The organism is Paenibacillus sp. 2TAB19 (assembly GCF_052115185.1).
Classification (GTDB): domain Bacteria; phylum Bacillota; class Bacilli; order Paenibacillales; family Paenibacillaceae; genus Pristimantibacillus.
Genome location: NZ_JBFRGE010000009.1, coordinates 69,110 through 94,145, shown reverse-complemented (window position 1 = coordinate 94,145; position 25,036 = coordinate 69,110). Strand labels below are relative to the sequence as shown.

The 25,036-nt window shown below is 49.1% G+C and carries 32 protein-coding genes; all 32 read left to right on the top strand.

Translation table 11 applies throughout. The annotated features are described in order from the left end of the window. Position 1: 1 nt before the first annotated feature. The 32 genes from pucD (at position 2) to AB4Z33_RS06135 (ending at position 25,035) form a co-directional block, all read left to right on the top strand. Positions 2-2,275: a xanthine dehydrogenase subunit D gene (pucD, locus tag AB4Z33_RS06290; protein WP_442049099.1), complete on the top strand. Its 2,274-nt coding sequence runs from the start codon at positions 2-4 to the stop codon at positions 2,273-2,275. 2 nt (positions 2,276-2,277) lie between these two features. Further along, positions 2,278-2,784, top strand: coding sequence for a (2Fe-2S)-binding protein (locus AB4Z33_RS06285; protein WP_442049098.1), 507 nt, complete (start codon positions 2,278-2,280; stop codon positions 2,782-2,784). After that, positions 2,781-3,287, top strand: a complete 507-nt coding sequence (locus AB4Z33_RS06280) for a nucleoside deaminase (protein ID WP_442049097.1) — start codon at positions 2,781-2,783, stop codon at positions 3,285-3,287. The genes AB4Z33_RS06285 and AB4Z33_RS06280 overlap by 4 nt, the downstream gene beginning before the upstream one ends. Continuing rightward, entirely contained in the window at positions 3,284-3,781 is a 498-nt protein-coding gene (gene uraD / locus AB4Z33_RS06275) for a 2-oxo-4-hydroxy-4-carboxy-5-ureidoimidazoline decarboxylase (protein ID WP_442049096.1), read from the top strand. Before AB4Z33_RS06280 ends, uraD begins: the two co-directional genes overlap by 4 nt. 17 nt (positions 3,782-3,798) lie before the next feature. Continuing rightward, on the top strand, positions 3,799-4,740 hold the full coding sequence (gene pucL / locus AB4Z33_RS06270; RefSeq protein WP_442049095.1) for a factor-independent urate hydroxylase: 942 nt from the start codon (positions 3,799-3,801) through the stop codon (positions 4,738-4,740). A 21-nt stretch (positions 4,741-4,761) separates the two neighbouring features. Beyond that, entirely contained in the window at positions 4,762-5,136 is a 375-nt protein-coding gene (gene uraH / locus AB4Z33_RS06265; RefSeq protein WP_442049094.1) for a hydroxyisourate hydrolase, read from the top strand. Between the two features lie 83 nt (positions 5,137-5,219). Further along, positions 5,220-6,290 (top strand): adenosine deaminase, encoded by a 1,071-nt coding sequence (add, locus tag AB4Z33_RS06260; RefSeq protein ID WP_442049093.1) that lies wholly within the window; start codon positions 5,220-5,222, stop codon positions 6,288-6,290. Between the two features lie 178 nt (positions 6,291-6,468). Beyond that, the gene (locus tag AB4Z33_RS06255) at positions 6,469-7,323 is read left to right on the top strand and encodes a hypothetical protein (RefSeq protein WP_442049092.1); all 855 of its coding nucleotides are present in this window, start codon (positions 6,469-6,471) and stop codon (positions 7,321-7,323) included. Between the two features lie 226 nt (positions 7,324-7,549). Further along, a complete protein-coding gene (locus tag AB4Z33_RS06250) occupies positions 7,550-8,212 on the top strand; it encodes an HAD family hydrolase (RefSeq protein ID WP_442049091.1) in 663 nt (220 codons plus the stop codon). Between the two features lie 38 nt (positions 8,213-8,250). Then, positions 8,251-8,742 carry an NUDIX hydrolase gene (locus AB4Z33_RS06245; RefSeq protein ID WP_442049090.1) on the top strand — a complete coding sequence of 164 codons (492 nt, stop codon included), beginning with the start codon at positions 8,251-8,253 and terminating at the stop codon, positions 8,740-8,742. A 37-nt stretch (positions 8,743-8,779) separates the two neighbouring features. Further along, on the top strand, positions 8,780-9,211 hold the full coding sequence (locus AB4Z33_RS06240) for a GNAT family N-acetyltransferase (RefSeq protein ID WP_442049089.1): 432 nt from the start codon (positions 8,780-8,782) through the stop codon (positions 9,209-9,211). 28 nt (positions 9,212-9,239) lie between these two features. After that, positions 9,240-9,830, top strand: a complete 591-nt coding sequence (locus AB4Z33_RS06235) for a hypothetical protein (RefSeq protein WP_442049088.1) — start codon at positions 9,240-9,242, stop codon at positions 9,828-9,830. Further along, positions 9,827-10,315, top strand: coding sequence for a hypothetical protein (locus AB4Z33_RS06230; protein WP_442049087.1), 489 nt, complete (start codon positions 9,827-9,829; stop codon positions 10,313-10,315). Before AB4Z33_RS06235 ends, AB4Z33_RS06230 begins: the two co-directional genes overlap by 4 nt. Positions 10,316-10,459: 144 nt before the next feature. After that, on the top strand, positions 10,460-11,161 hold the full coding sequence (locus tag AB4Z33_RS06225) for a hypothetical protein (RefSeq protein ID WP_442049086.1): 702 nt from the start codon (positions 10,460-10,462) through the stop codon (positions 11,159-11,161). Positions 11,162-11,195: 34 nt separating this feature from the next. Next, a complete protein-coding gene (locus tag AB4Z33_RS06220; RefSeq protein WP_442049085.1) occupies positions 11,196-11,804 on the top strand; it encodes a transglutaminase-like domain-containing protein in 609 nt (202 codons plus the stop codon). Positions 11,805-11,838: 34 nt separating this feature from the next. After that, positions 11,839-12,771, top strand: a complete 933-nt coding sequence (locus AB4Z33_RS06215; RefSeq protein WP_442049084.1) for an ADP-ribosylglycohydrolase family protein — start codon at positions 11,839-11,841, stop codon at positions 12,769-12,771. Positions 12,772-12,826: 55 nt separating this feature from the next. Further along, positions 12,827-13,366, top strand: coding sequence for a histidine phosphatase family protein (locus AB4Z33_RS06210; RefSeq protein ID WP_442049083.1), 540 nt, complete (start codon positions 12,827-12,829; stop codon positions 13,364-13,366). A gap of 45 nt (positions 13,367-13,411) precedes the next feature. Then, entirely contained in the window at positions 13,412-14,116 is a 705-nt protein-coding gene (locus tag AB4Z33_RS06205) for a GH25 family lysozyme (RefSeq protein WP_442049082.1), read from the top strand. A gap of 25 nt (positions 14,117-14,141) precedes the next feature. Then, positions 14,142-15,083 (top strand): aminoglycoside phosphotransferase family protein, encoded by a 942-nt coding sequence (locus tag AB4Z33_RS06200; protein ID WP_442049081.1) that lies wholly within the window; start codon positions 14,142-14,144, stop codon positions 15,081-15,083. Positions 15,084-15,191: 108 nt separating this feature from the next. Continuing rightward, the gene (gene hisA / locus AB4Z33_RS06195) at positions 15,192-15,950 is read left to right on the top strand and encodes a phosphoribosylformimino-5-aminoimidazole carboxamide ribotide isomerase (protein ID WP_442049080.1); all 759 of its coding nucleotides are present in this window, start codon (positions 15,192-15,194) and stop codon (positions 15,948-15,950) included. A gap of 84 nt (positions 15,951-16,034) precedes the next feature. Continuing rightward, complete coding sequence (locus AB4Z33_RS06190) at positions 16,035-16,373, top strand: YrdB family protein (protein WP_442049079.1); 339 nt, start codon at positions 16,035-16,037, stop codon at positions 16,371-16,373. A gap of 36 nt (positions 16,374-16,409) precedes the next feature. Further along, entirely contained in the window at positions 16,410-16,871 is a 462-nt protein-coding gene (locus tag AB4Z33_RS06185; protein WP_442049078.1) for a YdeI/OmpD-associated family protein, read from the top strand. A 40-nt stretch (positions 16,872-16,911) separates the two neighbouring features. Beyond that, positions 16,912-17,457 (top strand): hypothetical protein, encoded by a 546-nt coding sequence (locus AB4Z33_RS06180; protein WP_442049077.1) that lies wholly within the window; start codon positions 16,912-16,914, stop codon positions 17,455-17,457. Between the two features lie 7 nt (positions 17,458-17,464). Further along, positions 17,465-18,274, top strand: coding sequence for a GNAT family N-acetyltransferase (locus AB4Z33_RS06175; protein WP_442049076.1), 810 nt, complete (start codon positions 17,465-17,467; stop codon positions 18,272-18,274). A gap of 26 nt (positions 18,275-18,300) precedes the next feature. After that, positions 18,301-18,654, top strand: a complete 354-nt coding sequence (locus AB4Z33_RS06170; protein ID WP_442049075.1) for a glyoxalase superfamily protein — start codon at positions 18,301-18,303, stop codon at positions 18,652-18,654. An 85-nt stretch (positions 18,655-18,739) separates the two neighbouring features. Further along, a complete protein-coding gene (locus tag AB4Z33_RS06165; protein ID WP_442049074.1) occupies positions 18,740-19,549 on the top strand; it encodes an inositol monophosphatase family protein in 810 nt (269 codons plus the stop codon). Then, entirely contained in the window at positions 19,546-20,115 is a 570-nt protein-coding gene (locus AB4Z33_RS06160) for a DNA topology modulation protein (protein WP_442049073.1), read from the top strand. Before AB4Z33_RS06165 ends, AB4Z33_RS06160 begins: the two co-directional genes overlap by 4 nt. Positions 20,116-20,143: 28 nt before the next feature. After that, on the top strand, positions 20,144-20,875 hold the full coding sequence (locus AB4Z33_RS06155) for a ZIP family metal transporter (RefSeq protein ID WP_442049072.1): 732 nt from the start codon (positions 20,144-20,146) through the stop codon (positions 20,873-20,875). Between the two features lie 97 nt (positions 20,876-20,972). Then, positions 20,973-21,938, top strand: coding sequence for a nucleoside hydrolase (locus AB4Z33_RS06150; protein ID WP_442049071.1), 966 nt, complete (start codon positions 20,973-20,975; stop codon positions 21,936-21,938). A 2-nt stretch (positions 21,939-21,940) separates the two neighbouring features. Beyond that, positions 21,941-22,453, top strand: coding sequence for an acyl-CoA thioesterase (locus tag AB4Z33_RS06145; protein WP_337101222.1), 513 nt, complete (start codon positions 21,941-21,943; stop codon positions 22,451-22,453). A 128-nt stretch (positions 22,454-22,581) separates the two neighbouring features. Further along, a complete protein-coding gene (locus AB4Z33_RS06140; protein ID WP_442049070.1) occupies positions 22,582-22,728 on the top strand; it encodes a hypothetical protein in 147 nt (48 codons plus the stop codon). Positions 22,729-23,055: 327 nt separating this feature from the next. Next, positions 23,056-25,035, top strand: a complete 1,980-nt coding sequence (locus AB4Z33_RS06135) for an acyltransferase family protein (RefSeq protein ID WP_442049069.1) — start codon at positions 23,056-23,058, stop codon at positions 25,033-25,035. The last annotated feature ends 1 nt before the right edge of the window (position 25,036 follow it).

The following is a 25,036-nucleotide window of genomic DNA, read 5'->3' as shown; positions in this document are numbered from 1 at the left end:
TATGCTGTTAAACCGAGACGGAAGCGGAAGCYGTTGGCGCATTAGACCGGACGGACCCGCTAAAGTAACTGGACAATTATCGTATTTGACGGATATGACGGCAGAAGGGATGCTGTATGGCTTAGTGCTTCGAAGCGAACACCCTCACGCCCGCATTGTATCGATAGATACCGAAGCGGCAAAGCAAGCGCCAGGCGTACGGGCTGTTCTTACTTATTTGGATGTGCCGGGTCTTAACGCATTCGGAATTGCACATCCTGATCAACCGGTGCTATGCGAGGATCGCGTTCGTTATGTAGGCGATGCCGTAGCGACGGTCGCCGCAGATTCATTGGAAGAGGCGGAATATGCCATAACTCTTATTCATGTGGATTACGAGTTGTTGCCCGTCGTGGACGATGCCGAAGCAGCGCTCGCTCCTGATACGGTTCAGTTGCACGATAAAGGCAATCTGCTTCATCACACTGGATATAGCAAAGGCAGCTTAGCTGAAGGATTCCCGCAATGCGTTCACATTGTGGAGGAGACATACTATACGCCGAGACAAATGCACACTTATATGGAAACAGAGGGCGGCTTGTTCATACCTGGCGAGGACGGACGGTTGACGGTATATGCGCCGACGCAGCACGGCTTCATGGATCGCATGCAGCTGTCGCGCATCCTGGATATGCCGCAGCAGCAAATTCGCATCGTATCGAGCCCTATCGGCGGCTCCTTCGGCGGCAAGGACGAGCTGAACGTTCAGCCGTACGGCGCATTGCTAGCCCTCCGAACAGGAATGCCGGTTAAGTTCCACAATTCAAGGTGGGAATCGGTACGAGCGGGATTGAAGCGGCATCCGATGAAAATAACGATGAAGACCGGCACGAATGCGGAAGGCAAGCTGATCGCGCATGAAGTGCGAATCGTGGCCGATACGGGTCCTTATTCAACGCTCGGCGCTGAAGTGCTTAACTTTGCCGTTGAGCATGTCATCGGCCCCTATGTGTATGAACATTTGGATGTGAACGGATATTCGGCTTTCACGAATAATGGAATGTCAGGAGAGTTCAGAGGATTCGGCGGCAATCAGGCGATCTTTGCCTTGGAAGGCCAATTGGATCGGCTGGCGGAGCTGCTCGGTATGGATTCCTGGACGTTCCGCAAGCTCAATATGAGACAGCTGGGCGATGCCGGTCCATTCAATCAGCCGATTGCGCAGACAGATGGCGCGGACCAGGTGTGGAACGTTATTGCGGGAAGCGACCTATGGAAAACAAAGGATGCGGTTCCTGCTGTTAACGTACCGCCTTGGATCAAGACGGGCGTCGGCGCGGCTTTCACGATGCATGGCGCCGGACTTGGCGTTGGCATCCCCGATCCGGCGGGAGGGCGTCTGCAGCTCGCGAAGGATGGCAAGATTGAAGCCGTATTCGGCTACGAGGAATTCGGTCAAGGGCTGATCGCTTCGCTGGAACTGATGCTGATCGAGCAATTCGGCTTCGCCGGCGGGGATGTCAGGATTATCATTGGCGATACGGATGTCGTGCCGGATAGCGGTTCAACGACCGCGTCGAGAGCGACAGCGATGATGTGGAAGTCTTTGCAGCGCATGCGAGCTCCATTCGAGGAGGCGATTCTCGGTCGCGCAGCGCAATCGGTGAATGTAGCTGCGGATCAATTGCGATTGGGCGAAGGCGGTGTGATGAGGAAGGACAGCGAAGTTATGGTTATCTCCTATGAGCAGCTTGCACAGCTCGATGGCGAGCCGATCAAATGCGAGACATCGTTCCACTTCCCGACATCACCGGTGGAGCGTGTTGGCGCACACTTTATGTACACGTACTCGGCCGTAGCGGTCAAAGTCGAAGTTAATACGTTAACAGGCAGAGTGAATGTATTGAATCAACTGCATGCGGTTGCTGCAGGACCGGTCGTTAATCCGCAAGGTTTCCTCGGACAGATCGAGGGCGGAAGCAGCATGGCGCTTGGCTTCACGCTTACCGAAGATGCCGTTATGGACAATGGTTATTATATGACTCGTAACCTTGACACTTATCTCGTGCCGACGATTGCAGATCAGCGCGGTGAAGTAGAGGTAGTTGCCATTGAGCAGCTGCCGGAAGGTGATACTTACGGGCCGCGCGGCATCGGTGAAGTAGGCTCCGTAACGCTTGCCCCTGCTATCGCGTCGGCCATTCGCGCAGCGACGGGCAAATGGGTGACGAAGCTTCCGGTTCAGCCGTCGTTTTTGCAGGAGCAGCCGGCATTTTTGCAGAAGGCGGTGAAGTGAAGATGGGGGAACTTAATCAAGCAGCAGAAACATCAACGGCGTATAAGCTTGCTTGTACGCTAAATGGCAGAACAACAGAAGTAGATACGGCGCCTGCTAGAAGGCTTCTCTCTATATTAAGGGATGACCTGGAGCTAACCGGTACCAAAAGATCCTGCGAGATCGGGCGGTGCGGCGCTTGCATGGTGCTTGTAGACGGCAAAGCTGTCAACTCTTGTCTGACGATGGCTTATCAGTGCGAAGGCAAGTCGATTGAAACCGTGGAAGGCGTATCGGCCGGCGGCATAGATCCGATCCAACAAGCCTTTCTAGAGGAAGGCGGTTTCCAATGCGGCTACTGCACACCTGGCATGATTATATCGGTAAAAGCTTTATTGGACAGCAATTCCGATCCAAATGATGATGAGATAGCCGAAGCGCTCTCAGGCAATATATGCCGATGTACCGGTTACGGGGGCATATGGAGAGCGGTAAAGCTTGCAGTTGAAAGGAGACGTCATACGTCATGAGTCACAATCATACGAATAGAAGCAATCCTAGTTATCATATTCCTTATTTACAAAGATGCGTAGAAATATCGGCAATGGCCCGGGGAGCAGGCAATACACCGTTTGGTGCTCTGCTCGTCAATCGCGAAGGCGAGATTGTGCTAGAGCAAGGCAATATCGAAATTACGGACTCCAATTGCACCGGGCATGCAGAAACAACATTAATGGCTGCGGCGTCCAAAAAGTTCACGAAGGCGGAGTTATGGGAATTCACGCTGTATACGTCAGTTGAGCCGTGCGCGATGTGTTCGGGTTCGATTTATTGGGGCAATGTCGGTACGGTCGTCTACGGCATCTCGGAGAAAAAGTTGGCCGAGATGACCGGTGATAACGAGCAGAATCCAACGCTCGATCTGCCGTGTCGTGTTGTTTTTGCACAAGGAAACAAACCAATTCAGGTCATCGGACCGATTCCTGAGGTGGAATCGTCCGTTATTGCCGTTCACGAGGGGTACTGGTTATGACAACGATAAATGAAATTAACGAACTTGATCGACAAGCATTCGTTGCAGTGCTAGGAGAAATTTTCGAGCATTCCCCGTGGATAGCAAGCTCGGCATGGGAGATGCGGCCGTTCGTCTCGAAGGAGGCGCTGCATGAAGCGATGGCTAACGTTGTAAGAGAAGCGTCGAACGATCAACTGATTGAACTGTTTCGAGCACATCCCGATCTAGGCACGCGGCTTGCGGTTGCGCCGTATTCGGCCAAAGAGCAGCAGGGTGCAGGACTTAACCAGCTCACTAGCGAGGAATTCGAGGTGTTCTCCGAGCTGAACCGCAAATATGTGGAGCAATTCGGCTTTCCATTCATCCTGGCCGTTCGCGGCAAGACGAAGGAACATATATTGACGGCTATGGAGTCGAGGATTCATCATAGCATGCAAGAAGAGACGACGCAGGCGTTGTCGGAAATCGAGAAAATAACGAAATTCCGCATTCTGGATCTCATCACGGGCTAGAGAAGGGACGGATGACGATGTTGAAGCTTCGAGGCGGCAGAACGCTTTATTATGGCAAAGGAGATGTGCTGAGCTATCGCACCTACGCTTCTCCGCTTGCCGTAAGCGCAATTCCTGAATCGACGTACACAGGCTGCAGCAACGTTATTTTCGCGCATAATATAAAGTTCTCGGTAAGCGGCGAGTCGTTGCTCACCTCCTTCACGGAAGGGGATAACACGCTTGTTGTAGCGACGGACTCGATGAAAAACTTCATTCTTCGGCAGACAGCCGAATACGAGGGGAGCACGACGGAAGGACTTGTCGCATTCATCAGCGAGAAGTTTCTCGAGCGTTACCCGCATTTGGATGCGGTTGAAATCAGCGCGGATCGGCTTCCGTTCGATGCCGTCACCGTAAGCGGCAGCGATGGGAGCTTCGCGCCGAGCGAGCTTGTCTATCGACGTTCACGCAATGAGCATGGGAGCGCGACGATGACGTGGCAGCGTAATGGCGAGACGGTAGAGCTTGTCGCGCATGAGAGCTCCTTATCTCATATTCAGCTCATCAAGGTGCATGGCAGCTCTTTCCACGGCTTTGTGCGGGATGAATTCACGACGCTGCCCGAGAGCTTCGACAGGCCTTTATTTATTTTTTTAACGATCAATTGGACTTATGAGGAAGCCTCGAATGCGATCAATGGCGACCGCGGCCGATACGTATCGGCTGAGCAGGTTCATGATATCGCCCACACAGTGTTTCATGCAGAGAATACACCGTCGATCCAGCATTTGATTTATAAAATCGGGCAACGAATATTGACGCTGTTCCCGCAATTAGCCGAGGTTCGATTCGAATCGAATAATCGGACATGGGAGACGATTGTTGAGCCTGCTGCGCCGACATCGGCTGGCGTGTATACGGAGCCGCGTCCGCCATATGGCTTCCAAGGCTTCACCATGACACGCGATGACTTATGAGAATAAAGGAGCGAATGATAGATGGGTGGACGGATTTCGACACATGTGCTGGACACGGCAGGCGGCAAGCCGGTAGAAGGACTTGTCCTTACATTAACCTACTTTGGCGATGGGGAGACGGACGAATACGCTAAGGTTGTGATCGGGACGTACAAGACGAATAGTGACGGTCGTGTGGATCAGCCGCTGCTGGAAGGGGAGGCATTGAAGCGCGGAACTTATGAGCTGCTGTTCATGGCCGGCGATTACTTCCGCAGCGCTCCGCATCTGTCGCTCGTGTCCGATCCGATATTCGATGCCATACCAATTCGATTCAAAGTAACTGACGAGACGGGACATTATCATGTGCCGCTGCTCGTTGCCCCTGGGGGATTCAGCACCTATCGCGGAAGCTGACGACCGCGCACCAATAAGTAAAGCAAGCTCACGTATACAAGCAGCGCAAGATGTGTATGAATAGAGCAATAAAGGGGGATTCGATGATGAATATGATTAACCAATCAGATGAACCTTCAATTGATGACACGCTGCGCCGAATGCCGAAGGTAGAACTGCACGTCCATCTTGATGGAAGCGTGAAGGCATCCACGATTCGTGAGCTAGCTGAATCAGATGACCATTCATTGCTGCCTGAGAGCGAGGATGAGCTGTTAGCTCTGATGCAAGCGGATCCCGATACGACAAGCTTGACGCAATATTTGAGCAAGTTCAGCTTTGTTCTTCCTTATATGCAGACGGCGGAGGCGATCGAACGGATCGCTTATGAGTTAGTGGAGCAAGCGGCGGAACAGCAAGTCCGTTATGTCGAGGTCCGTTTCGCTCCTTGGCTTCATACGCACCAAGGCTTGTCGATCGAAGATGCCATCCGCTGTACGGTAAACGGATTACGAAGGGGAGAAGCCGCTTTAGGTACAATAGCGAGAGTGATCGTTATCTGTATGAGAAACCATTCCTTCGATCACAACATGAAGGCTATCGAGGCAGCGTCGCGCTTCTATGCGAAGGGAGTCGTAGCGGTCGATCTGGCAGGTGACGAGGCCTCCTATCCTGCGCATCAATTCGCGCCGCTCTTCGAGAGGGCAAAGACGCTTAAGCTGCCGATTACGATCCACGCAGGGGAGGCTGCAGGCGCATTCAATGTGCGGGCAGCCATTGAAGAGTTGGGCGCGGAGCGGATCGGCCATGGCGTGCGGATGGAGGAAGACCCGGCTGTCATCGAGCTGGTGAAGGAAAAGAAGATTCCGCTGGAGATGTGTCCGATCAGCAATATCCAGACGAAGGCTGTAGGGAGCTGGGCAGCGTATCCGCTTCGGAAATATATGCAGGAAGGCGTTATCGTCACAGTCAATACCGATAATATGACGGTGTCGGATACGACGATAACAAAGGAATATTCGGCGCTTATGGAGCATTGCGGGCTGTCTCTTAACGATATTGCAGCGTTAGTCATGAATGGAGTGAAGGCTGCTTTTCTTGAGGCTGAGCGAAAGGACGAGCTTGTGAAGCAATTCGAGCATGAGCTGTCGGAGCTGGGGCTGAATTTTCGTTAAGGTGTTAGCGATTAGAAAGTCATGATTGTCTGGGGACAGGCACTCATGGCTTTTTTGTATTTTTATAATGGATTTATTTGGATAACGTTGCAACTTATCATTTATCCTGAAAGTCTATAGGTGTAAGGAACCACGACAGGAAGAACCTCGCACCGAATAAGGGGAAGGAAGTCGTAGAATGAAAACCGTTTATTATCGGGTTAGCGGAATTGTTTTGTTATGTTCGCTCATCACGTATGCGAGTTGTTCGAATGCACAGCGTTTTGAGAATAAGCTGGCAGAGAAGGAGCAAATGATTGGCGAGTTGCAGCAGCAGCTGGATACCAAGATCGTTTTAGAACCAAAACCATCAGGATTGACCTTATCCGTATTGGAACAAACGATACAACAATATGAATGGCTTCAGAAGCTGCAAGCGGATACCAAGTGGGACAAAGTAGTCGTTAGCAGAATTGTTGGCGATGCCGAAGCCGTTACGGTTACGGATCCATTATTTCTAGCGAGCGTAGGTTCGCTGCTTCATTTAAGATCACTCAGCGATTCAGATTTCCCAAGCGGCTATCAATCGGACATTGGCTCGTACGTCTATGAGCTGTATGAACAAGGCCAAGTATACACCGTTCAAGTTGTTAATCGAGGTGTCATACAGGCTGCCGCGAATGAGCTGTTGTTCGAGGTGGATAGCAATGTCCATCAGTTAGGTGCTGCATTTATGCCTAAGCCTGACTTCTTGAAGCATGACGGATTAGTAGCGAAAATGGCTTCGAGCGGCGCAGTGAAGCGAGGGGACAGCTATGTGCAGTTCGCGCCTTTTCGGGTGCAGTCRCGAGTAGCTCCGTTGGCAGAAGGGGAGCTTTTGAAGGACGAACCTGCTCAAGTTGGAGACAAACTAGACCATTTTACGTTTTATTACTATGGTGAGCTGCTTCTGATGGAGGTGTACGCTGATTACGCGCATCTATCCGGTGACGGCTCCGAGGAATGGATCAGCTTGCAGGATGCGGGTACGAAGCTGTTAGTGGAAGCAGGTTAGATTAACACCTATGTTGGATTCTTGCACTAACTTTCCTGCGGAATGCTCCATATCAGCCCACCGAGAGCAAAGGTGATGCAAATTTCCCGTATAGCTGTATGACGGGGTTTTTAAGAGGTGTCTATCCTGCAGAAATCCATTATAGCTAGCACGTTTGCACTTTTTTGGAAGGTTATTGTGCCCTGCTTGGTGAATTTAAATTGTTATGAGGGGGGATGTGTTGAACATGAAAGCGATTATATTTGATTTGGACAATACGCTGTTGGACCGTAGACTTGCTTTTCGTAGATTTACAGAGCGGTTGATAGACGAATATATGATTATTGAGCTTGAATCGGACAAACAAGTCATCATAGAAGAGATACGAATAGCGGATCGTGAGGGGTATCGGGGCAAAAGAGAGCTTTATACGGAACTGTATAACGCATACCGATGGAAGGAGGGCGTTACGCCAGAATCGCTGCTCGCTTACTGGTTTTCGGAGTTTTCCCGCTGCACCGAAGTAATGGATGGCGCCATTGAAGCACTGGATTTGGTAAGGGATAACGGTTTGAAGCTGGGACTTATCACGAACGGCTCGGTACATTCGCAGAATGCGAAAATTGATTTCGCTGGATTAAGACATTATTTTGACGCGATCATCGTGTCGGATGAAGTGCAAACGAAGAAGCCTGACCCTGAAATCTTCGCTATCGCCGTGCAGAGGCTTGGCGTAGAACCTTCTGATGCAATCTATGTGGGAGACCATCCCGTAAATGATGTATTAGGAGCGCGCCTGGCAGGACTTCAATCGATCTGGTACCGAGGTGATCAGCCTTGGGACGAACGATTGAATGAGGGAGAACCGGCACTAGGTCATTTTAGTGAAATGAAGAAGATTCTACCCTAAACGTTAACTACATCTTCGAAAGGTCAGGTTGGACATCAATGTTGGCATACACCATATGTTTCATTAAGCGAGGAAACGAAATATTACTGCTTAACCGGGAAAAGCCGGCCTGGATGGGCTGCTGGAACGGTATCGGCGGCAAGATCGAGCAAGGCGAATCGCCGAGGGAATCGATGCTTCGTGAATTAGCGGAGGAGACAGGCATATCACCTGTCAATCTGCACTTTAAAGGCATTATTTCATGGAAATCGGAGATCGGCGGCGAATATGGCGGGATGTACACGTACGTTGCCGAGGTGGATGAGGGGTTTACATTCGAAACGCCGATTAAGACGGATGAGGGAATTTTGGACTGGAAAACAATCGATTGGATTATGCACAAGGACAATGATGGGGTAGCTACGAACATCCCGTTGTTTCTTTCGAAGATATTGGAAGACCCTCATATTTATGAGCATTGCACCATTTACAAGGATGATGACTTGATCTCGCACTTTTCGTATCCTATTGATGCAGCGCTAGAACAATAGACTATCGTATTCATTATTGATAGGGGGACTTATAGATTTGGTACAAATACGCAGTTATCGACCGGAAGATATGGAAGCTATAGCAGAGTTAATGCTGGATCTAGGTTATCCGTCTACGACTGAACAGATGAAATCGAGAATGGACCGTTTGGGTGCAAGCAGCGAGAACGAAACATTCGTTGCGACGATTGAGGATCATGTTGTAGGCATGATTGGCTTTCGCAAATTGTATTACTATGAGGCTGATGGATTTGTCGTACATATTAATGTGCTCGTCACGAAGCATGAATATCAAGGCCGAGGTGTTGGCAAACAGTTAATGGCTTATACCGAGAACTGGTCCAGAGAACAGGGCGCAAACGCATTGTATTTGACTAGCGGCATAAAGCCGGAACGTGAACGAGCGCATGCCTTCTATCGAAACTTAGGCTTTGAAACAACGGGCTACCGTTTCGTCAAGACGTTGTGAAGCGAAACGAAAGGAGAGGGGAATTTAGATGGGTTCGAGAGTGATGCATTACTGTATACAAACGATATTAAGCAAGCGGCTAGATATCAACGACCCTCAGTTTTTTCTTGGTGGAATTGCTCCTGATGCCAATAAACCTCCAGGTGGGCCAAAGAGCGAATCTCATTTTCTACTTACGGATGCGGATGGTATCGTTAAGTCTGACTTACGAGCGTTCAGACAAAAGTATTTGTCGGAGCAGAAGTTGCCCTTCTATCTTGGCTATTATTGTCATCTTATATCGGATGAGGTGTGGGTAGAGGATATTTATTACCCTAAAATCAAGTATTTGCCGCAGCCAGAGAAGAAACGCGCGCAAGAGAGCTATTATCGGGATTTCGGTCGGTTGAATGGGATGCTTATTGACCATTACGGCTTAGTGCTGCAAAAGTTGGACGTTTCACCTGTCGACATAGACGAGATCGATTACCGGATGCTGCCCATGTTGGTTGATGATTTATATGGCGATTTTGAAAGAAAAGATGAGACGATGGACCAGCAGCTTGAGCTACTAACTTTCGATGAAGTTATAACTTCATTGGAGAGATCTGTAGCAGTTTGCTTGGAGCATATGCGATGAGATCACTTCATGCGAATATCTTTGTTAAAATTTCCGCACTAATATGTCTAGTCCTTATGTTTGGCGGCTGTTCGAACAATGATCATGAGGAGTCGTTTGAATTCGTACTGAAATATGGCGTCATGTACAAAAATGAGCTGAATACGAACGAAAACACGTTTACGAAGGATCTAGTGATGGATGGCGTTGTTACAACCGATCTAACACTCACAGGAGAGCAAAAAAACGATATTCGCAAGCTGATGGAGCTGATGGATATCGAGTCTTATAGAGGGATGAATGAGGGTAAAGTAATGTTGCCTTCTAGCGGGTTCCAGTTTGATATCCAGTGGAAAGGTAAGCAGCTTCTCATTGACTGGATAGGCGGGTTCGGCGACGATTCTAAAGCTGTACAAATGCAAGAACTTACGCAGCTCATCATTGAAATGGTAGAATCGAATGAAGCCTATAAGCATCTTCCGCCTATTCAGGGAGGCTATGAATAGAAAATGAAAATGATAGGCAGATGGGGGAAAAGAATGATATGCGGTGGACTGTTGGTTAGTTGCTGCATGATCGGAATACTCGGGTGTTCTGGGTTACGTACATTGCCGGAAATATCAGAACCTATTGATAGTGTAATACAACCGTTGCCTGATCAGATTGCGTTGATTTTCCAGTCGCTGGAGCTAACCGAACTGCCTAGTACTGAAACTGTGTCAGGATGGAAGGAAATCAAATCGATTCCGTTCGGATCGTTAGAAGGTAAGCCGTTTCAACTAGATGTCTACGAAGAATCGAAGTCTGACGAATCGCTGTTTACCATATATAATGGAATTCTCGAAGTCGGTGATCAGACGTATCTCATTCGCGAGTTATCCCAATCTATAACGGAATCCGATCAGAGCCATTGCACAGAGCTATGTGTTATTCATAAGCTGTTTTCCGGTCAGGAGAGGTATGAGCTAATCGGCAGCGTGCYGCTGTTCGCCAATGGACCGGGGCGTAATCTGTTTGTAGTATTCGATAGGATTGAATCAAAGCTGCTTTCATTCGAAGGTTGGGGAGCGGGCAACTTCATGGATCTCGATGCCGACGGTATGGAGGAATTTATCATTGAGTTCCCGGGTTTGCATATGTCGTGGCCGGATTTGACCGTTATTCGAGCTAAGGATGAAGGACTTGAAATCAGCTCGTCGGTTGTCGATGCGTTTGGAAGAAAACCTGGCGATTTTGCTACGCTTAAAAAGGATCAGTCGCCGCCGCTTATTCACTTTGGGAATATAGCTGACGAAAACTTGAGCTATGACTATGAATATAACAAAGGCGTTTTGCAAGCAGTCGGCAGATAATTGGGTGCACAAAAAAGAGCGAGGAAGTGAGTCAATGAAGCTAATAGCTGAATCGAATCATATGGCGAATTATTTGGCTGAACTGGATGAGGTGGATTACAGTCATCAAGAAATTCAAATGTTGGCGAAGAAGCTTTTCCAGCGGAGCATGAATGAAGTTGAAATGACTGAAACGGCATACCGTTTCGTTCGTGATGAAATATCGCATACCTGGGACATCCAAAGCGAGCGTATAACAAAGACGGCGTCTGAGGTGCTCAGATTCAAGGAAGGGATCTGTTACGCAAAGTCGAATCTACTGGCTGCGCTCTTAAGAGCTGTTGATATTCCAACGGGCTTTTGCTATCAGAAGCTTACATTAGGGGATACACCGGATACAGGCTACTGCATACATGCGCTTAATGCGGTATATTTGCGCGGTCATGGACGCTGGTTCCGGCTGGATGCGCGCGGAAATAAGAAAGGTATTGTGGCGGAGTTCAGCTTGGAGGAGGAAAGGCTGGCATTTCCGATTCGCCCGCAATATGGGGAGATCGATTATCCGGTTATATTCGCGACGCCAAGTGCAAAGACGATGGATGTGCTTGATCAACATACGAACGCCCTTCAAATGTATGCGCAAGGGTTGCCGGTTGAGCTATAGCAATACATGATCTTCGAATGGAGGCAATCACTAGATGAGCAAAGTAAAGGACGGTATTCTCGGGTTATGCCTCGGCGACGCATTAGGCGTGCCAGTTGAATTTAAGCATCGCGATACGATAGCGAGTAAACCGGTGGTCGATATGATTGGTTATGGCACTTATCATTTGCCTCCCGGCTCATGGTCGGACGACAGCACGATGACGTTCTGTCTGTTGGAGAGCTTAGCGAGCCGTAATAAAGTGGATCTCGATGATCTATCGGATCGATTCGCGAAATGGCTGTTCGAAGGCTATTGGACGCCTTATGGAGAAGTGTTCGATATTGGCAATGCAACGAAAGCGGCTATTATTCGAGTCCGTAAAGATAAGATAAGTCCTTTGCTTGCGGGAGGCAGCGACCTATCTTCTAACGGAAATGGATCGCTGATGCGCATTCTGCCGATGGCTTTTTTCATGCGAGAGGCTTCTTTGGAAGAACGAATGAAAGCAGTCGCTGACGTATCCTCGGTTACGCATCGTCATCCGATTTCGATTATCGCTTGTCAATTTTACGTGGAGATGGCCATTTATTTGCTGGAGGGTCATTCATTGGACGAAGCGCTGGCCGCTACGAGAGCCGTTATAGTGGAACAGTATCGCATTGAGCCTCATTTAAAACCTTTCGATCGACTATTGTTTGGCGATTTCCGCTTGCTCGGTGAAAGCGATATTGCGTCCAGCGGATATGTCATTCATACATTGGAAGCATCGATCTGGTGTCTGCTAACGACTAGAAGTTACAGGGAAGCGGTCATGAAGGCGATCAACTTAGGCGAGGATACGGATACGACAGGCGCCGTTACGGGTGGACTGGCGGGTCTTTACTACGGACTAGATGCAGTGCCGAACGAATGGATTGATTCTCTAGCAAGAATTAAGGAAATTAATGATCTAATTGCAAGATTCGAATCTATATTGATTAAGTAGTTATTATAGTCTTTGCAGCTTGAATGCAAAAAGTAGGTGCAGGATGATAATCGGATTGGTCAGGCATTTTAAGGTGGCCTTCAAATCGGAGCGCTCATGGTTAACTTCCGTCGAATTCGAAGACTGGATCAGTCAGTATAATACAGCAGACGTCATTCCTAATGAGATGCAATGGGATGGGACCAAGTGGGAGCTCTGCTTCAGCAGCGATCTTATTCGAGCGGAACGAACGGCTGATCTGCTGTTCCCTGGAATCGTAACTAGACTGCCTAGCCTAAGAGAAATTGGCTTAGAGCCGATGTTCCGTTCGCGAATAAAGCTTCATTATAATTTATGGCTGCTGCTAAGCCGTATAGGATGGTTTTGTTGCCATCGCTCGCAAAAGGAGAGCCGCAAGCATACGGAAGCAAGAGCGGAGCAGGTCGTCACATATCTCGAATCGCACCCGCAGTTGAATGTTCTTGTCATCACACATGGCGCTTTCATGAACGCTTTGAACAGGGAGCTTATCAGAAGAGGTTATGCAGCTCGAACGAGAATGAAGATGAAGCCGGATAACGGCGTGCTCTATAGATATGAGAAGTCGAAGCCTTGATGTACCGTGGGCGATAGGGCTGAGATGAAACGGAGAACTGGTGTAATGATGAAGCTCAAAAAGATCGCAATTATTGCGATGGTAGCAGCTGCAGTTCTAGCTTTCCTAGAATATAAGGGCTACATATGGCATACGAGTCTATTTGCATCCGGCTACGAAATTCGCGGACTTGATGCGTCGCATTATCAAGGGGAAGTCGATTGGCAGAAAGTGGCTTCAAGCGGTAAATATCAATTCGTGTATTTGAAAGCAACGGAAGGTCACGACTACGTAGACGATACGTTTAAGAGTAATTGGGAGGAAGCGAAGAAAGCCGGGTTTACGACGGGAGCCTATCACTTCTTCTCTGCCAGAAGTTCTGGCGAGGAGCAAGCCAAGTTGTTCATTAGCAACGTTCCTAAGGAAGAGCAGTCATTGCCGCCAGTTATCGATCTGGAAATAGCATTAGATCATCCGGTAGAACAGATTCAGCAGGAACTAAAGTTGTTCAGTAACAGTGTCRAAACCTATTATTCCAAAAAACCGATTCTTTATGTTACGTATGATACGTATAACAAATATGTATCCTCAGGCTTTGAGGATTACGAAATTTGGATACGCGATATCCTTAAGCCTCCATCTTTGAAAGGCGATCGAGATTGGCTGCTATGGCAATATTGCAATCGCGGCAGAGTGGATGGAATAGATGCGTATGTAGATATCAATGTGTTTAATGGAGATCAGAGCGCTTTCGACGCGAGGTTTAAGTAGCTTGGACTAAGGAAGGGGGATAGCTATGCAAACGACCCAAGTACATGATTGGATTAATCGAGATATACAAAGTTTGAGAGGATACACCGTAATCGAGCAAGTGTATAAAGGCTACTCGGGAGATATGAAGTTTATTGTCAGCAAACCGGATAAGCGTTTCTTCCTAAAATGCTTCAGCCTCAGCGAATTGGATCAGAAGCAAGCCGAATACGATGTGCTGAAGCAGTTGGAGACGCTTGGCGTGAAATGCTCGCATGCAATAGAGATCGGGCGGATGACCGTTGTCGCGCTAGGGTTTATGGTATTAACTTATGTGGAAGGTGAAGATGCTTCCGACATGCTGCCTCGCTTTTCAGATGAGGAGCAATATGAGATCGGACTGGAAGCGGGGCGACAACTGCAGCTAATACATCAGTTGAAGGCCGACAATAAGGTGGAGGATTGGTATAGCCGCAAGGCAGCTAAGCACCTCCGATATGTGGAGCAATACAGAGATTGCGGAGTGCGAATTGCTGGTGACTCTGCGATATTGTCGTTTATCGAGGAGCATCTTCATTGGATGAACAATCGTCCAAATCTGTTCCAGCATGACGATTATCATACAGCTAACTTAATTGTGCGCAATAAAGCTTTTGCAGGAGCGATCGACTTTAACCGAATGGATTGGGGCGATCCTGTGCATGAGTTTTTGAAGACTGGATTTTTCAGCGCAGAAGTGAGTATTCCATTCTCCATTGGTCAGATCAAAGGTTATCATAACTTGAATGAGCCAAGCGAAACTTTTTGGCAGCTTTACGCGCTCTATGTTGCCATGTGTACGATCTCTTCTATTGTATGGATTATGAAGGTTAAGCCGGAAGAGCTGAAGATCATGATGGCAAAAGTAGAAAGAGTAGTCGCGGATCACGATCAATTCGCAAGCATAATTCCTCGCTGGTATCAAGCATGGAACGGCCGACTTGCTTAATTGCTAGGTTCATTCTTTCCATAATGAGCGATCTGAAGTAAAATGAAAACAAATTGGTTATGCCATCTGGGCGACTAGACTACATACAGGAAATGGTGGAGACAGCTCTTGAAATTCAAGCCATGTATCGATCTTCATGACGGTAAAGTGAAACAAATTGTAGGGGAAACGCTTCATGCCGATCAAGAAGGCATCATTGAGAACTTCGTATCTACGCATGACTCCGCTTATTACGCCTCGCTGTTCAAGCGGGACAAGCTGACTGGCGGCCATGTTATTATGCTTGGCGGCGGTAATACAGAAGCAGCGATACGCGCATTGAATGAGTATCCGAACGGCATGCAGATTGGCGGCGGCATTAACGCCGAGAACGCGCAGCATTACTTGGATCAAGGCGCCTCGCATGTTATTGTGACATCGTATATATTCCGAGACGGCAAGCTGGACAAGGATAACCTCGACAACATGCTGGCAGCTGTCGGCAAAGAACGTCTCGTTATCGATCTCAGCTGCAAGGAAAAGGATGGCAAGTGGTTCGTCGTCAGCAATCAGTGGAAGCAGTTCACTGACTTCGAGGTCAATCCTGACAATATCGCGTATTTGGAGCAATATTGCGATGAGTTTCTCATTCACGCCGTTGATGTGGAAGGCAAGCAGCAAGGTTTCCAACAAAGCTTGGTGAAGTCACTCGCCGAATGGGTTTCGATTACGACAACTTATGCAGGCGGCGTTAGATCGTTTGCCGATCTGGAGCTGTTCGCTGCCTTGTCAGCGGGCAAGATCGATCTTACGATTGGAAGCGCGTTAGATATTTTCGGTGGCAGCTTGTCTTATGACGAAGTGGTTGCCTATTGCGCTAATCGATAGTCAAGATTGTATAGGTAACTACAGTCCCTCTATAGCCTGTAAGGTGTAGGGGGATTTGTATGAGCAGACTTAAGGAGGGGCGTTATGTTTCGAGTCTTGAATCTATCGTTGCGGTTTCTGTTGGAAATCGTAATTATGATTGCCTTATGCTACTGGGGATTTCATCTCGAAGCGCCATTGTGGCTTAAGCTAATCGTTGGACTTGGCGTTCCGGTGAGCGCAGCTTATGTCTGGGGGAAGATCATATCGCCGAAGGCGACAGTCAAGCTGCCGCTCTACGGAGTATTGGCGGTGGAAACGATCATCTTCGGCTTGGCAATCGCTGCTCTGTTCGAATTGGGTCATGGAACATTTGCGATTATATTTGGTATCGTTGCTATAATTAATCGTACGATTATATTGACTCGGAACATGCAGCCCTGAACGGCCGTGACTTTATTATATGAGGAGGAGTGCCTATTGAAATCCTATGAGGTGCAAGCAGAACTGCTTAAGCATGATGGCATGGATGCCGCCTATATTGAATTCCCGTACGATGTATATAAGGAGTTTAATACGATGGGACAAGTGAAAGTGAAGGCTGTGTTCCGGGATGGAACCGAGTACAGAGGTTCGCTTGTGAAAATGGGCATGGATTGCCATTGTCTCGGCATACCTAAGGTAGTCCGCAGCAAGGTTGGTTTAGCGGCAGGAGATATGGTGAATGTCGTTATCTATCCAGACGATGCGCCGCGTATGGTCGACCTTCCGGYGGATCTCATGGCAGCGCTTCGCGGCAGCGGGCTGGAAGATGCGTTCCGTAATAAGCTATCTTACTCGAAGCAGAGGGAAGCGGTTCAGCTGATCGAGGATGCGAAGAAGGTTGATACACGTGCCAGACGAGTGCAGGCTGTCGTAGAAAGCTTGCTGGCAAAGCGATAGTACGGCATTTTATATGAAACATAGGAGAGGTGCAGCAGCTTTGACGAATCCCACATTTTCTATCCAATATCGATATACGTTATCAGGCTGTTTTAAGCAAATATGGTCAGACTTGTTCGGCAAACATCCTTATCGCGTCTTGGGCAATGCAATAATTACGGTTTGCGGTATTCTGCTTGCGGTGAACACGAAGGAAATATTAATTACGATTAGTATGGTGTGCTGGCTCATATCGATTTACTTCGGACTCAAGTTGATCGTATCATTGGGACTTGTTCCGCTCTTCTTCTATCTCCGAATGAGAAAACATGGCGAGGTGCGTATGAATTACTCGCACGAAGGCGTGGAGATGACAACTAATAAGGAAAGCGGCTTCAAAGAATGGGAGCATTACAAGGAAATTACCGTGGACGAGAACAGCTTCCGAATGGTTCGGCGAGACAATGTTGATACGCACAAAATATTACGGAATGTATTCAAGGACGATGCGGAGTTCCAGCGTTTCCACACGTTCGCCCAGCAGCGTCTTCGTATAGCTGAAGTAAAACTTTCGGTTGAGGCAAAGTCGGAGGCAGAGGAGGGCTAATTCGCAAATGGAAGAGCAACGGCTATCGAACCATTTAATTGCTCGTATCGTTCAGTCGGAGACGGATTACATGACCGACCGAATGATTGCCATCCAGCAAAGGCTGGGCAATCCGGAAGGGATCGAGTTACGGCAAGCTGGGAATGCAACCTGTTACTACAGCGAGACGATGCCTTGGCCAAGCTTCAACACGGTTAAAGGACTGCGAAGCGCAGATCTGGAGCATCTGGATTCGATCATTGACTTCTATCAAGCGCGAGGTCGCAAAGCGCATTTTGAAATAATCCCGTCACTCGTCGATCAGTCGCTGCTTGGCGCGCTGGCGGAACGCGGATTCTATCAATCCGGCTTCCATACTTCAATGTATGTGACTCCTGTTCCCCAAATTTTTGCAGATGAGGACTCGCTTCGAATCCGGATGATTGAGTCGGATGAATTCGAAACGTATGCGCGTATCCACTGTCTGTCGACAGGGCTGTCCTATGACGGCATACCGCATGTCGCGCGCAATAACAAGGTGCTGTATGATCGCCCTGGTTGGTCGTTCTTTATCGCAACAATCGAGAGTGAGCCTGCTGCTGTCGGCGTCATGCATGTTAGCAATCGCATCGCTTCCTTCACTTTTGCCGCGACACTTCCCGACTATCGAAGGAGAGGTCTGCAAAGCCGATTGTTGCGAGAGCGCATTCATTATGCGGCCCAGTTAGGATGCGAGCTAGCTGTTGCACAATGCGGCTTCTTATCGTCAAGTCATCGTAATATGGAGAAGGTCGGCATGCGAATCGGGTATGTTCGAGCTTCGTGGTCGCAGCGATAAATCTTTGACTATAAAGGAGGCGTACCGTGAAGAGAGTAGTGCCTATTTTACGGTTTTTTGATGAAGCGCTAACGAAACAGTTTTATATCGACTTTCTGGAATTTACGGTGGACTGGGAGCATCGATTTGAGCCGGATATGCCTCTCTATATGCAGCTATCGAAGGATGATTGTATTCTTCATCTATCGGAGCACTTCGGAGATTGTAATCCAGGCAGCGCGATTCGGGTAGAGGTTGAAGATGCTAAGCGGCTACAAGAGCATTTGCTCGCCAAAACCTTTAAGTTCGCCCGGCCAGGCTTCGATAGCCATTGGAATCAAGTGAGCCTCACTGATCCGTCAGGTAACAAGCTGCATTTTTATACCGTGCAACCGCAATGAGATGATCCTTAAAAAGAAATTCATGTATACGATCGGTGTTTCTGAATATACAATGTAATCTCAGTCAGTAAGTCGTGGAGGTGCGATGATGGAGCAGCAAGTCGTTCGTATTGCAAGAGAGGTCGCCATATCATCGGCCTATGAAGCAGGTCGGGTCATTCGAGAACGATTCGGAATGCTGAACCAGGTTCGCGAGAAGGATGAGCACGGCGATCTGGTAACAGAAGCGGATCATATGGCCGAAGCCATTATTTTACATAAAATTCAATCGGTATTTCCCGGACATCGCATTCAGTCGGAGGAAGCAGGCGAGATTGCCTCTTCAAGCGAATGGACATGGCTGGTCGATCCGCTAGACGGGACGAATAATTACGCGGTCGGCTTACCGTTATTTGCGGTTTCGATTACACTTGTGCACCACGATAACCCGATACTTGCTGTTATCTTTGAGCCGATGACAGAACGGTTATACGTAGCAGTGACAGGTGAGGGAGCGACTTATAATGGCATACGAGTAGCGATCGGGGAGCGGGGAGCGCTAGCGAAAGCTAGAGTGGGCTGGATCCAAGGTCATCAGGTGCAGCATGATGAAACAGCCGCCAAGCTTCGTCACCACATTGATGCGTCATCGCGTAGAATGATGCGGTTATGGGCGCCGACTCTGCAATGGACGATGCTGGCTAGAGGGGATCTGGACGGCATTATCGTTTACAATTCCGAAGGCGAAGATCTGTATTCGGGGCTGCTCATCGTGCAAGAAGCCGGCGGAATCGTCATGGACTATGAGGGAAATCCTTTCACTGGGACGGGCGGTAGACCTTACTTAATCGCATGCCGCAGCGAGCATCGTTCTTATTTCTTAGACTTAGTCCGCGAAGGGCTGAATAAGCGATGAAGAGAGTGCTGATTATCGGCTCAGCGGGCGCTGGCAAGTCGACCTTGTCAAGGAAGCTAAGCCACCTCATTGAGGTGCCTGTCATTCATCTTGACCGCTATTATTGGCAGCCGAATTGGGTAGCGACTCCTAATGACGAGTGGGATGAGGTTGTGAAGTCGTTCGCCGAGCAAGAGGCGTGGATTATGGACGGCAATTACTCTCGCACGCTCGATTTGCGCATTTCTCGAGCAGATACCGTCATTTTTCTCGATGCACCGCGATTATTATGTATGTATCGTATAATTAAGCGCAGAATGCAATATCAAGGGCGTACGAGACCCGATCTGAACGAGCAATGCCCGGAGAAGCTGGATTGGTCGTTCATCGTCTGGGTATGGAACTATAGGAAACGAAACCGGCCGACGATACTCAGGAAGCTTGAAGCTATTGAAGGCGAGAAAACGATTATAATCGCCAAGTCAAGAAAAGAGGTCGAGGCACTGCTGGAGCAAATCCGCAAAGATCAGGCCGACACTGCTCCCGCGAATAGCGCTACGGGCAGCGGGAGTGGAATGCATACCTAACAGGCGACAAGGAGAATCCATAAACAACATGACAGCGGCACTTATAGGCAGCTTTATATCAGCAATGGCAACGGTGCTTGGCGCCGTACCATTGCTGTTCGTGAAGAGCTTGTCCGAGAGATGGAAGGACGTGCTCATCGCTTTTACCGCGGGCATCATGGTGTCCGCATCAACATTCGGATTAATGCCTCAGGCGTTGAATGAATCCGGCATTATCCCTCTCACGATCGGATTGCTGATCGGTATTATAGCGCTCGATCTATTGGAGAAGAACATTCCGCATATTGATGTCGAGAATGAACGGGGCATTTCCTCGTTTGATTCCAAGTCGCTACTTGTCATCATTGCGCTGTTCATCCATAACATTCCGGAAGGGTTAAGCACAGGATTCAGCTATGCCAGCGAAAATGCCGGCTTAGGGCCGATGGTTGCAATCGCTATCGGCGCTCAGAATATGCCGGAAGGGCTTGTTCTCGCCATATTCCTGATCCATTCGAAGGTAAGTAAGCTGAAGCTGATGCTTCTTGTTACGCTGACCGGCTTAATGGAGGTCGTATCGGCTATCGTCGGTTACTTCACGGCAAGCTACATACAAGAATTAATCGGCTATGGACTGGCCTTTGCTTCCGGTGCGATGCTGTTCATTGTCTACAAGGAGCTTATACCAGAGACACACGGGCACGGTTATGAGCGATCGGCTACGTATTCGTTAATTATCGGATTGCTCGTTATGATCTATATCAGCTATTTCTTCGGATAATGCGACGGACATGGAGACGGGAGAGCTCGATAAAAAGTTTTTGGCAACATTCGCCTCTATCGATTACAATGGACGTACACGAGGGAGGTTTTGTGACATGAGCAATCCATTACGTATGATATTAGATGTAGATACAGGCGTCGATGACGCTGCAGCTATATTGTTCGCGCTGCTCTCGCCAGACATTAAGGTGGAGGGCATTACGACGGGATTCGGCAATATCGACATGGAGCAAGCGACGGAAAATACGCTGCGAGTCATTAGGCTCGCCAATTGCGGCTATGAAGTTCCGGTTGCAGCAGGCGCGGCAGCTCCATTAAAGCGTGCTTTCAAAGGAGCTGTTCCTCATATTCACGGACATAACGGCATCGGCGATGCGGACCTTCCGAGATCGCCTCAGAAGCTGCTCGAGGAATCAGCGGCTGACTTCATCATCCGCATGGCATCCGAGAATCCGGGCGAGCTGACGCTCGTTACGGTCGGAAGACTGACTAACCTGGCGCTTGCGCTGATGAAAGATCCGTCTGTGGCGGACAAGCTGAAGCGAGTGTTCGTCATGGGCGGTACGGTATTCGCGCCGGGCAATGCGACGCCGGTCAGTGAAGCGAATCTGCATGGCGATCCGGAAGCGGCAGCCCTTGTATTCGAATCAAGCGTGCCGCTTACTGTCGTTGGTCTTGATGTAACGCAGAAGACAAGACTATCCCGATCGCATCTGGCCTACTTATCGCAGCATGCGTCAGAAGAGAGACAGCCGATCGTTAAGTTTCTAACGGAATCGATGGAGGTTTATTTCGATTTCTACAATAAGTCCAACAACTTCTTGGGTGAATGCCCGATGCATGATCCTCTCGCAGTTCTCGTTGCGCTGAATCCATCGCTTGTTCAAGTCCAGACGCTGCCAGCCGTTATCGATTGCGGCAGCGGATTGACGGCAGGGATGATTATAACCGATCGACGAGTGAAGCCAACGGTGGGGCGGGCGGTCGAGATCTGCGTAGAGGTGGATTCAGAGAGAGCGATACAGCAATTGCTGTCCGTATATAGTAGAGGGGAAAGATAAAGATGGAACAACGTTTTTCTAGAGAATCGAAATGCTTCAAAACCGCTCGCGTATTTCCGACTGACGTCAACAACCACAACACGCTGTTCGGCGGCAAGCTGATGGCTTATATCGACGATATTGCTTCGATTGCGGCAACGAAACATTGCAGACGTTCCGTCGTAACGGCATCAACAGATTCGGTTGACTTCCTGCATCCGATTCGTCCATCCGACTCCGTATGTCTAGAAGCGTTCGTGACGTGGACAGGCCGATCGTCCGTCGAGGTGTTCGTCAAGGTCATCAAGGAGGATTTGCTTAGCGGCGATCGAATCATAGCGGCTACTTCCTTCCTAACCTTCGTTGCGCTGAATGCGGATCGAAAGCCAGTCCCGGTACCGGGCGTAACACCGGAGACCGAGGAAGAAAAGAAGCTTTACGAGACTGCCCCGCAACGCGCGGATATGCGCAAAATGCGCCGCGAAGAGAGCAAGAAGCTGGCGGATTTCCTAACGGTTACACATCCATGGGATTAAGGTAACCTTAGGGTCTCGTGATTAATAAAGAGCCGTATCGGGAATTCTAGGCTGGATCGCATGCTCTTGCGTACGTAATTACGTCCATATATGCATACATGCGAATCGAGATCGAGGAGGTCTGCACGATGGCTCGGAATAAACATCGCTCTTTCCAGGGCGAGCAGCAAGCGCTGGCGGCTAAGTCGAAGCAAGCGGAGGATAGTGTCGCGGCATCGAYGGACGAGAATCGAAATCAGAAGGGGCATGTGCCAAACAGCCCGTCTACGGGTTAGCTCCGCAATAGAGAGCTGCAGCTGCCATCTGAACGGCGACAAAAAGCATGTCTATGTCGATCATTTTCGGCGTAAGCATGCTTTTTTTCGTTGCGCATACATATGGATTAATGGGTATGACTTTGCCGGCGGCAAATATGCGTTTTTTTGTTACTCTTCTGTAACGACATTTTCATAAATGAGCTATATAATTAACCCTATAAACAAGAAGCAACTAGAAAGGGCTGTGCACCATGTACGACAACCGCCGAAGCAGGAGAGCAACACACACATCAAGAAGAAAGAGAAGTCATTATGGCGTTCCTTTAAAGAAAGGAAATGACCATTATGCCTAAACCAATCGGTAACAGCTCCCGTTATATCCCTGGCCTTGATGGCCTTCGAGCGATCGCCGTTCTTGCGGTAATCGCTTACCATGTAAGCTTTGATTGGACACCTGGCGGTTTGTTAGGAGTAACGATGTTTTTCGTCTTATCCGGCTATCTCATTACGGATCTGCTGCTTGCGCAGTGGTCCGAGCACAAACGAATTGATTTCAAAACCTTCTGGTTTCGAAGAGCGCGCAGATTGCTCCYGGCTATGTTCATTATGCTCGCCTTAGTGTCACTATGGTTATTTTTAACCGATACGGGCAGGCTTTACTCCATTGGAGGAGATATTGGCTCGGCGCTGCTCTATATAAGCAATTGGTGGCTGATCTTTCACGACGTATCGTACTTTGAATCTTTTGGACCTCCATCACCGCTTGGTCATTTCTGGTCATTGGCGGTAGAAGAGCAATTTTATCTCCTATGGCCTCTTTTGCTGTTAGGGGGGCTGCATATCGCGCGTATGCGCGGTCAACTGCTATCGTGGACGATCGCTGCAACAGCTATATCGGCTTGTCTGATGACGCTGCTCTACTCGCCGGGCGAAGATCCTAGCCGTGTATATTACGGAACGGACACAAGAGCGTTCTCGCTGCTGATCGGCGCATCGCTTGCTATTGTATGGCCCAGCCGAAGACTTGCGGTCAACATTTCCATGAGATCGCGGGTCGCTCTGAATACGCTTGGTTCGATCGGACTCGGTATTATGATCGCGATGATTGTAATGACGAAAGAATATGATTCTTTCTTATATCAAGGCGGTATGGTTGTCGCTTCCATAGCGACAGCGGCCGTTGTGGCCGCAATCGTGCATCCTGCCGTGAAGCTCGGCAATCTTATAGGATTTAAGCCGCTGAGGTGGCTTGGCGTTCGTTCCTACGGCATTTATCTCTACCATTATCCGATTATCGTACTTAGTACGCCGCAAGCGCAATTCGGGGAATTCCACGCGGTAAGAGCGTTGCTCCAGGTAGCAGCAACACTGGCAATTGCCGAATTGTCATGGCGTTATATCGAAGAGCCGATTCGCAGAGGTGCGCTCACGAAGCTGTTCGCTGAGCTCAGAAGCAACGCGATGCTGCTAAGCTTTAACTTCCGCAAAATGATGATGTTACTGCCTACCGCGTTGTTAGTGACGGTGTCGGTATCCTACGCTAGTCATGCAGAGCTGCTGCATGAGGCTGCACTGCCTGCTGGCTCGATACCAGAACCGCCGTACAGCGAAGTAGTCAACACGCCGATGCCTAGCCTGCCGCCCAATGAGCCGGGAGACGGAACGCATGCCGGTTACAAGCCTGAGCCCACAAGCAAACCTCCTGCGGAGCAGCCTACGGAGAAGCCGGTACCGACGACGAAGCCTACAAGCACACCGCAGCCGGATGCAACAGACCCTTCGGATCATCCAGCTACTGAAGCTCCGCCGCTTACGCAGCCGACGACTACGCCGAACGGTTCTCAGCAGGAGCAGGTTGTGAAGGACGATATCACGATTATTGGCGACTCGGTTATTCTGAATGCTGCACCTTATTTGGAGAAGCAATTCCCCAACTTAACGGTCGATGGCAAGGTCGGGAGACAAATGGCGCATGCATCCGAGGTCATCGATGCTTTCATCCAAAGCGGCAGACTAGGTGATATCGTCATTCTTGAGCTAGGAACGAATGGCTCATTCAAGCCGAAGGTGTTGAACGCTTTGCTGGACGCCATCGGTTCGGAACGCCGTATTATGCTCATTAATACACGCGTACCGCGCGAGTGGCAGGATGATGTGAACAAGACGCTCGCAGAAGCTGCCGAGAAATACGATAATGTATCGCTGATTGATTGGTATTCGGCAAGCAAGGACAAGGAACAATTGTTCAATAAGGACGGCGTCCATTTAGGCAAGGAAGGMGCAATCTATTTCGCCGAGATGATCGCCAAAGCGATTAAAGGCTAGT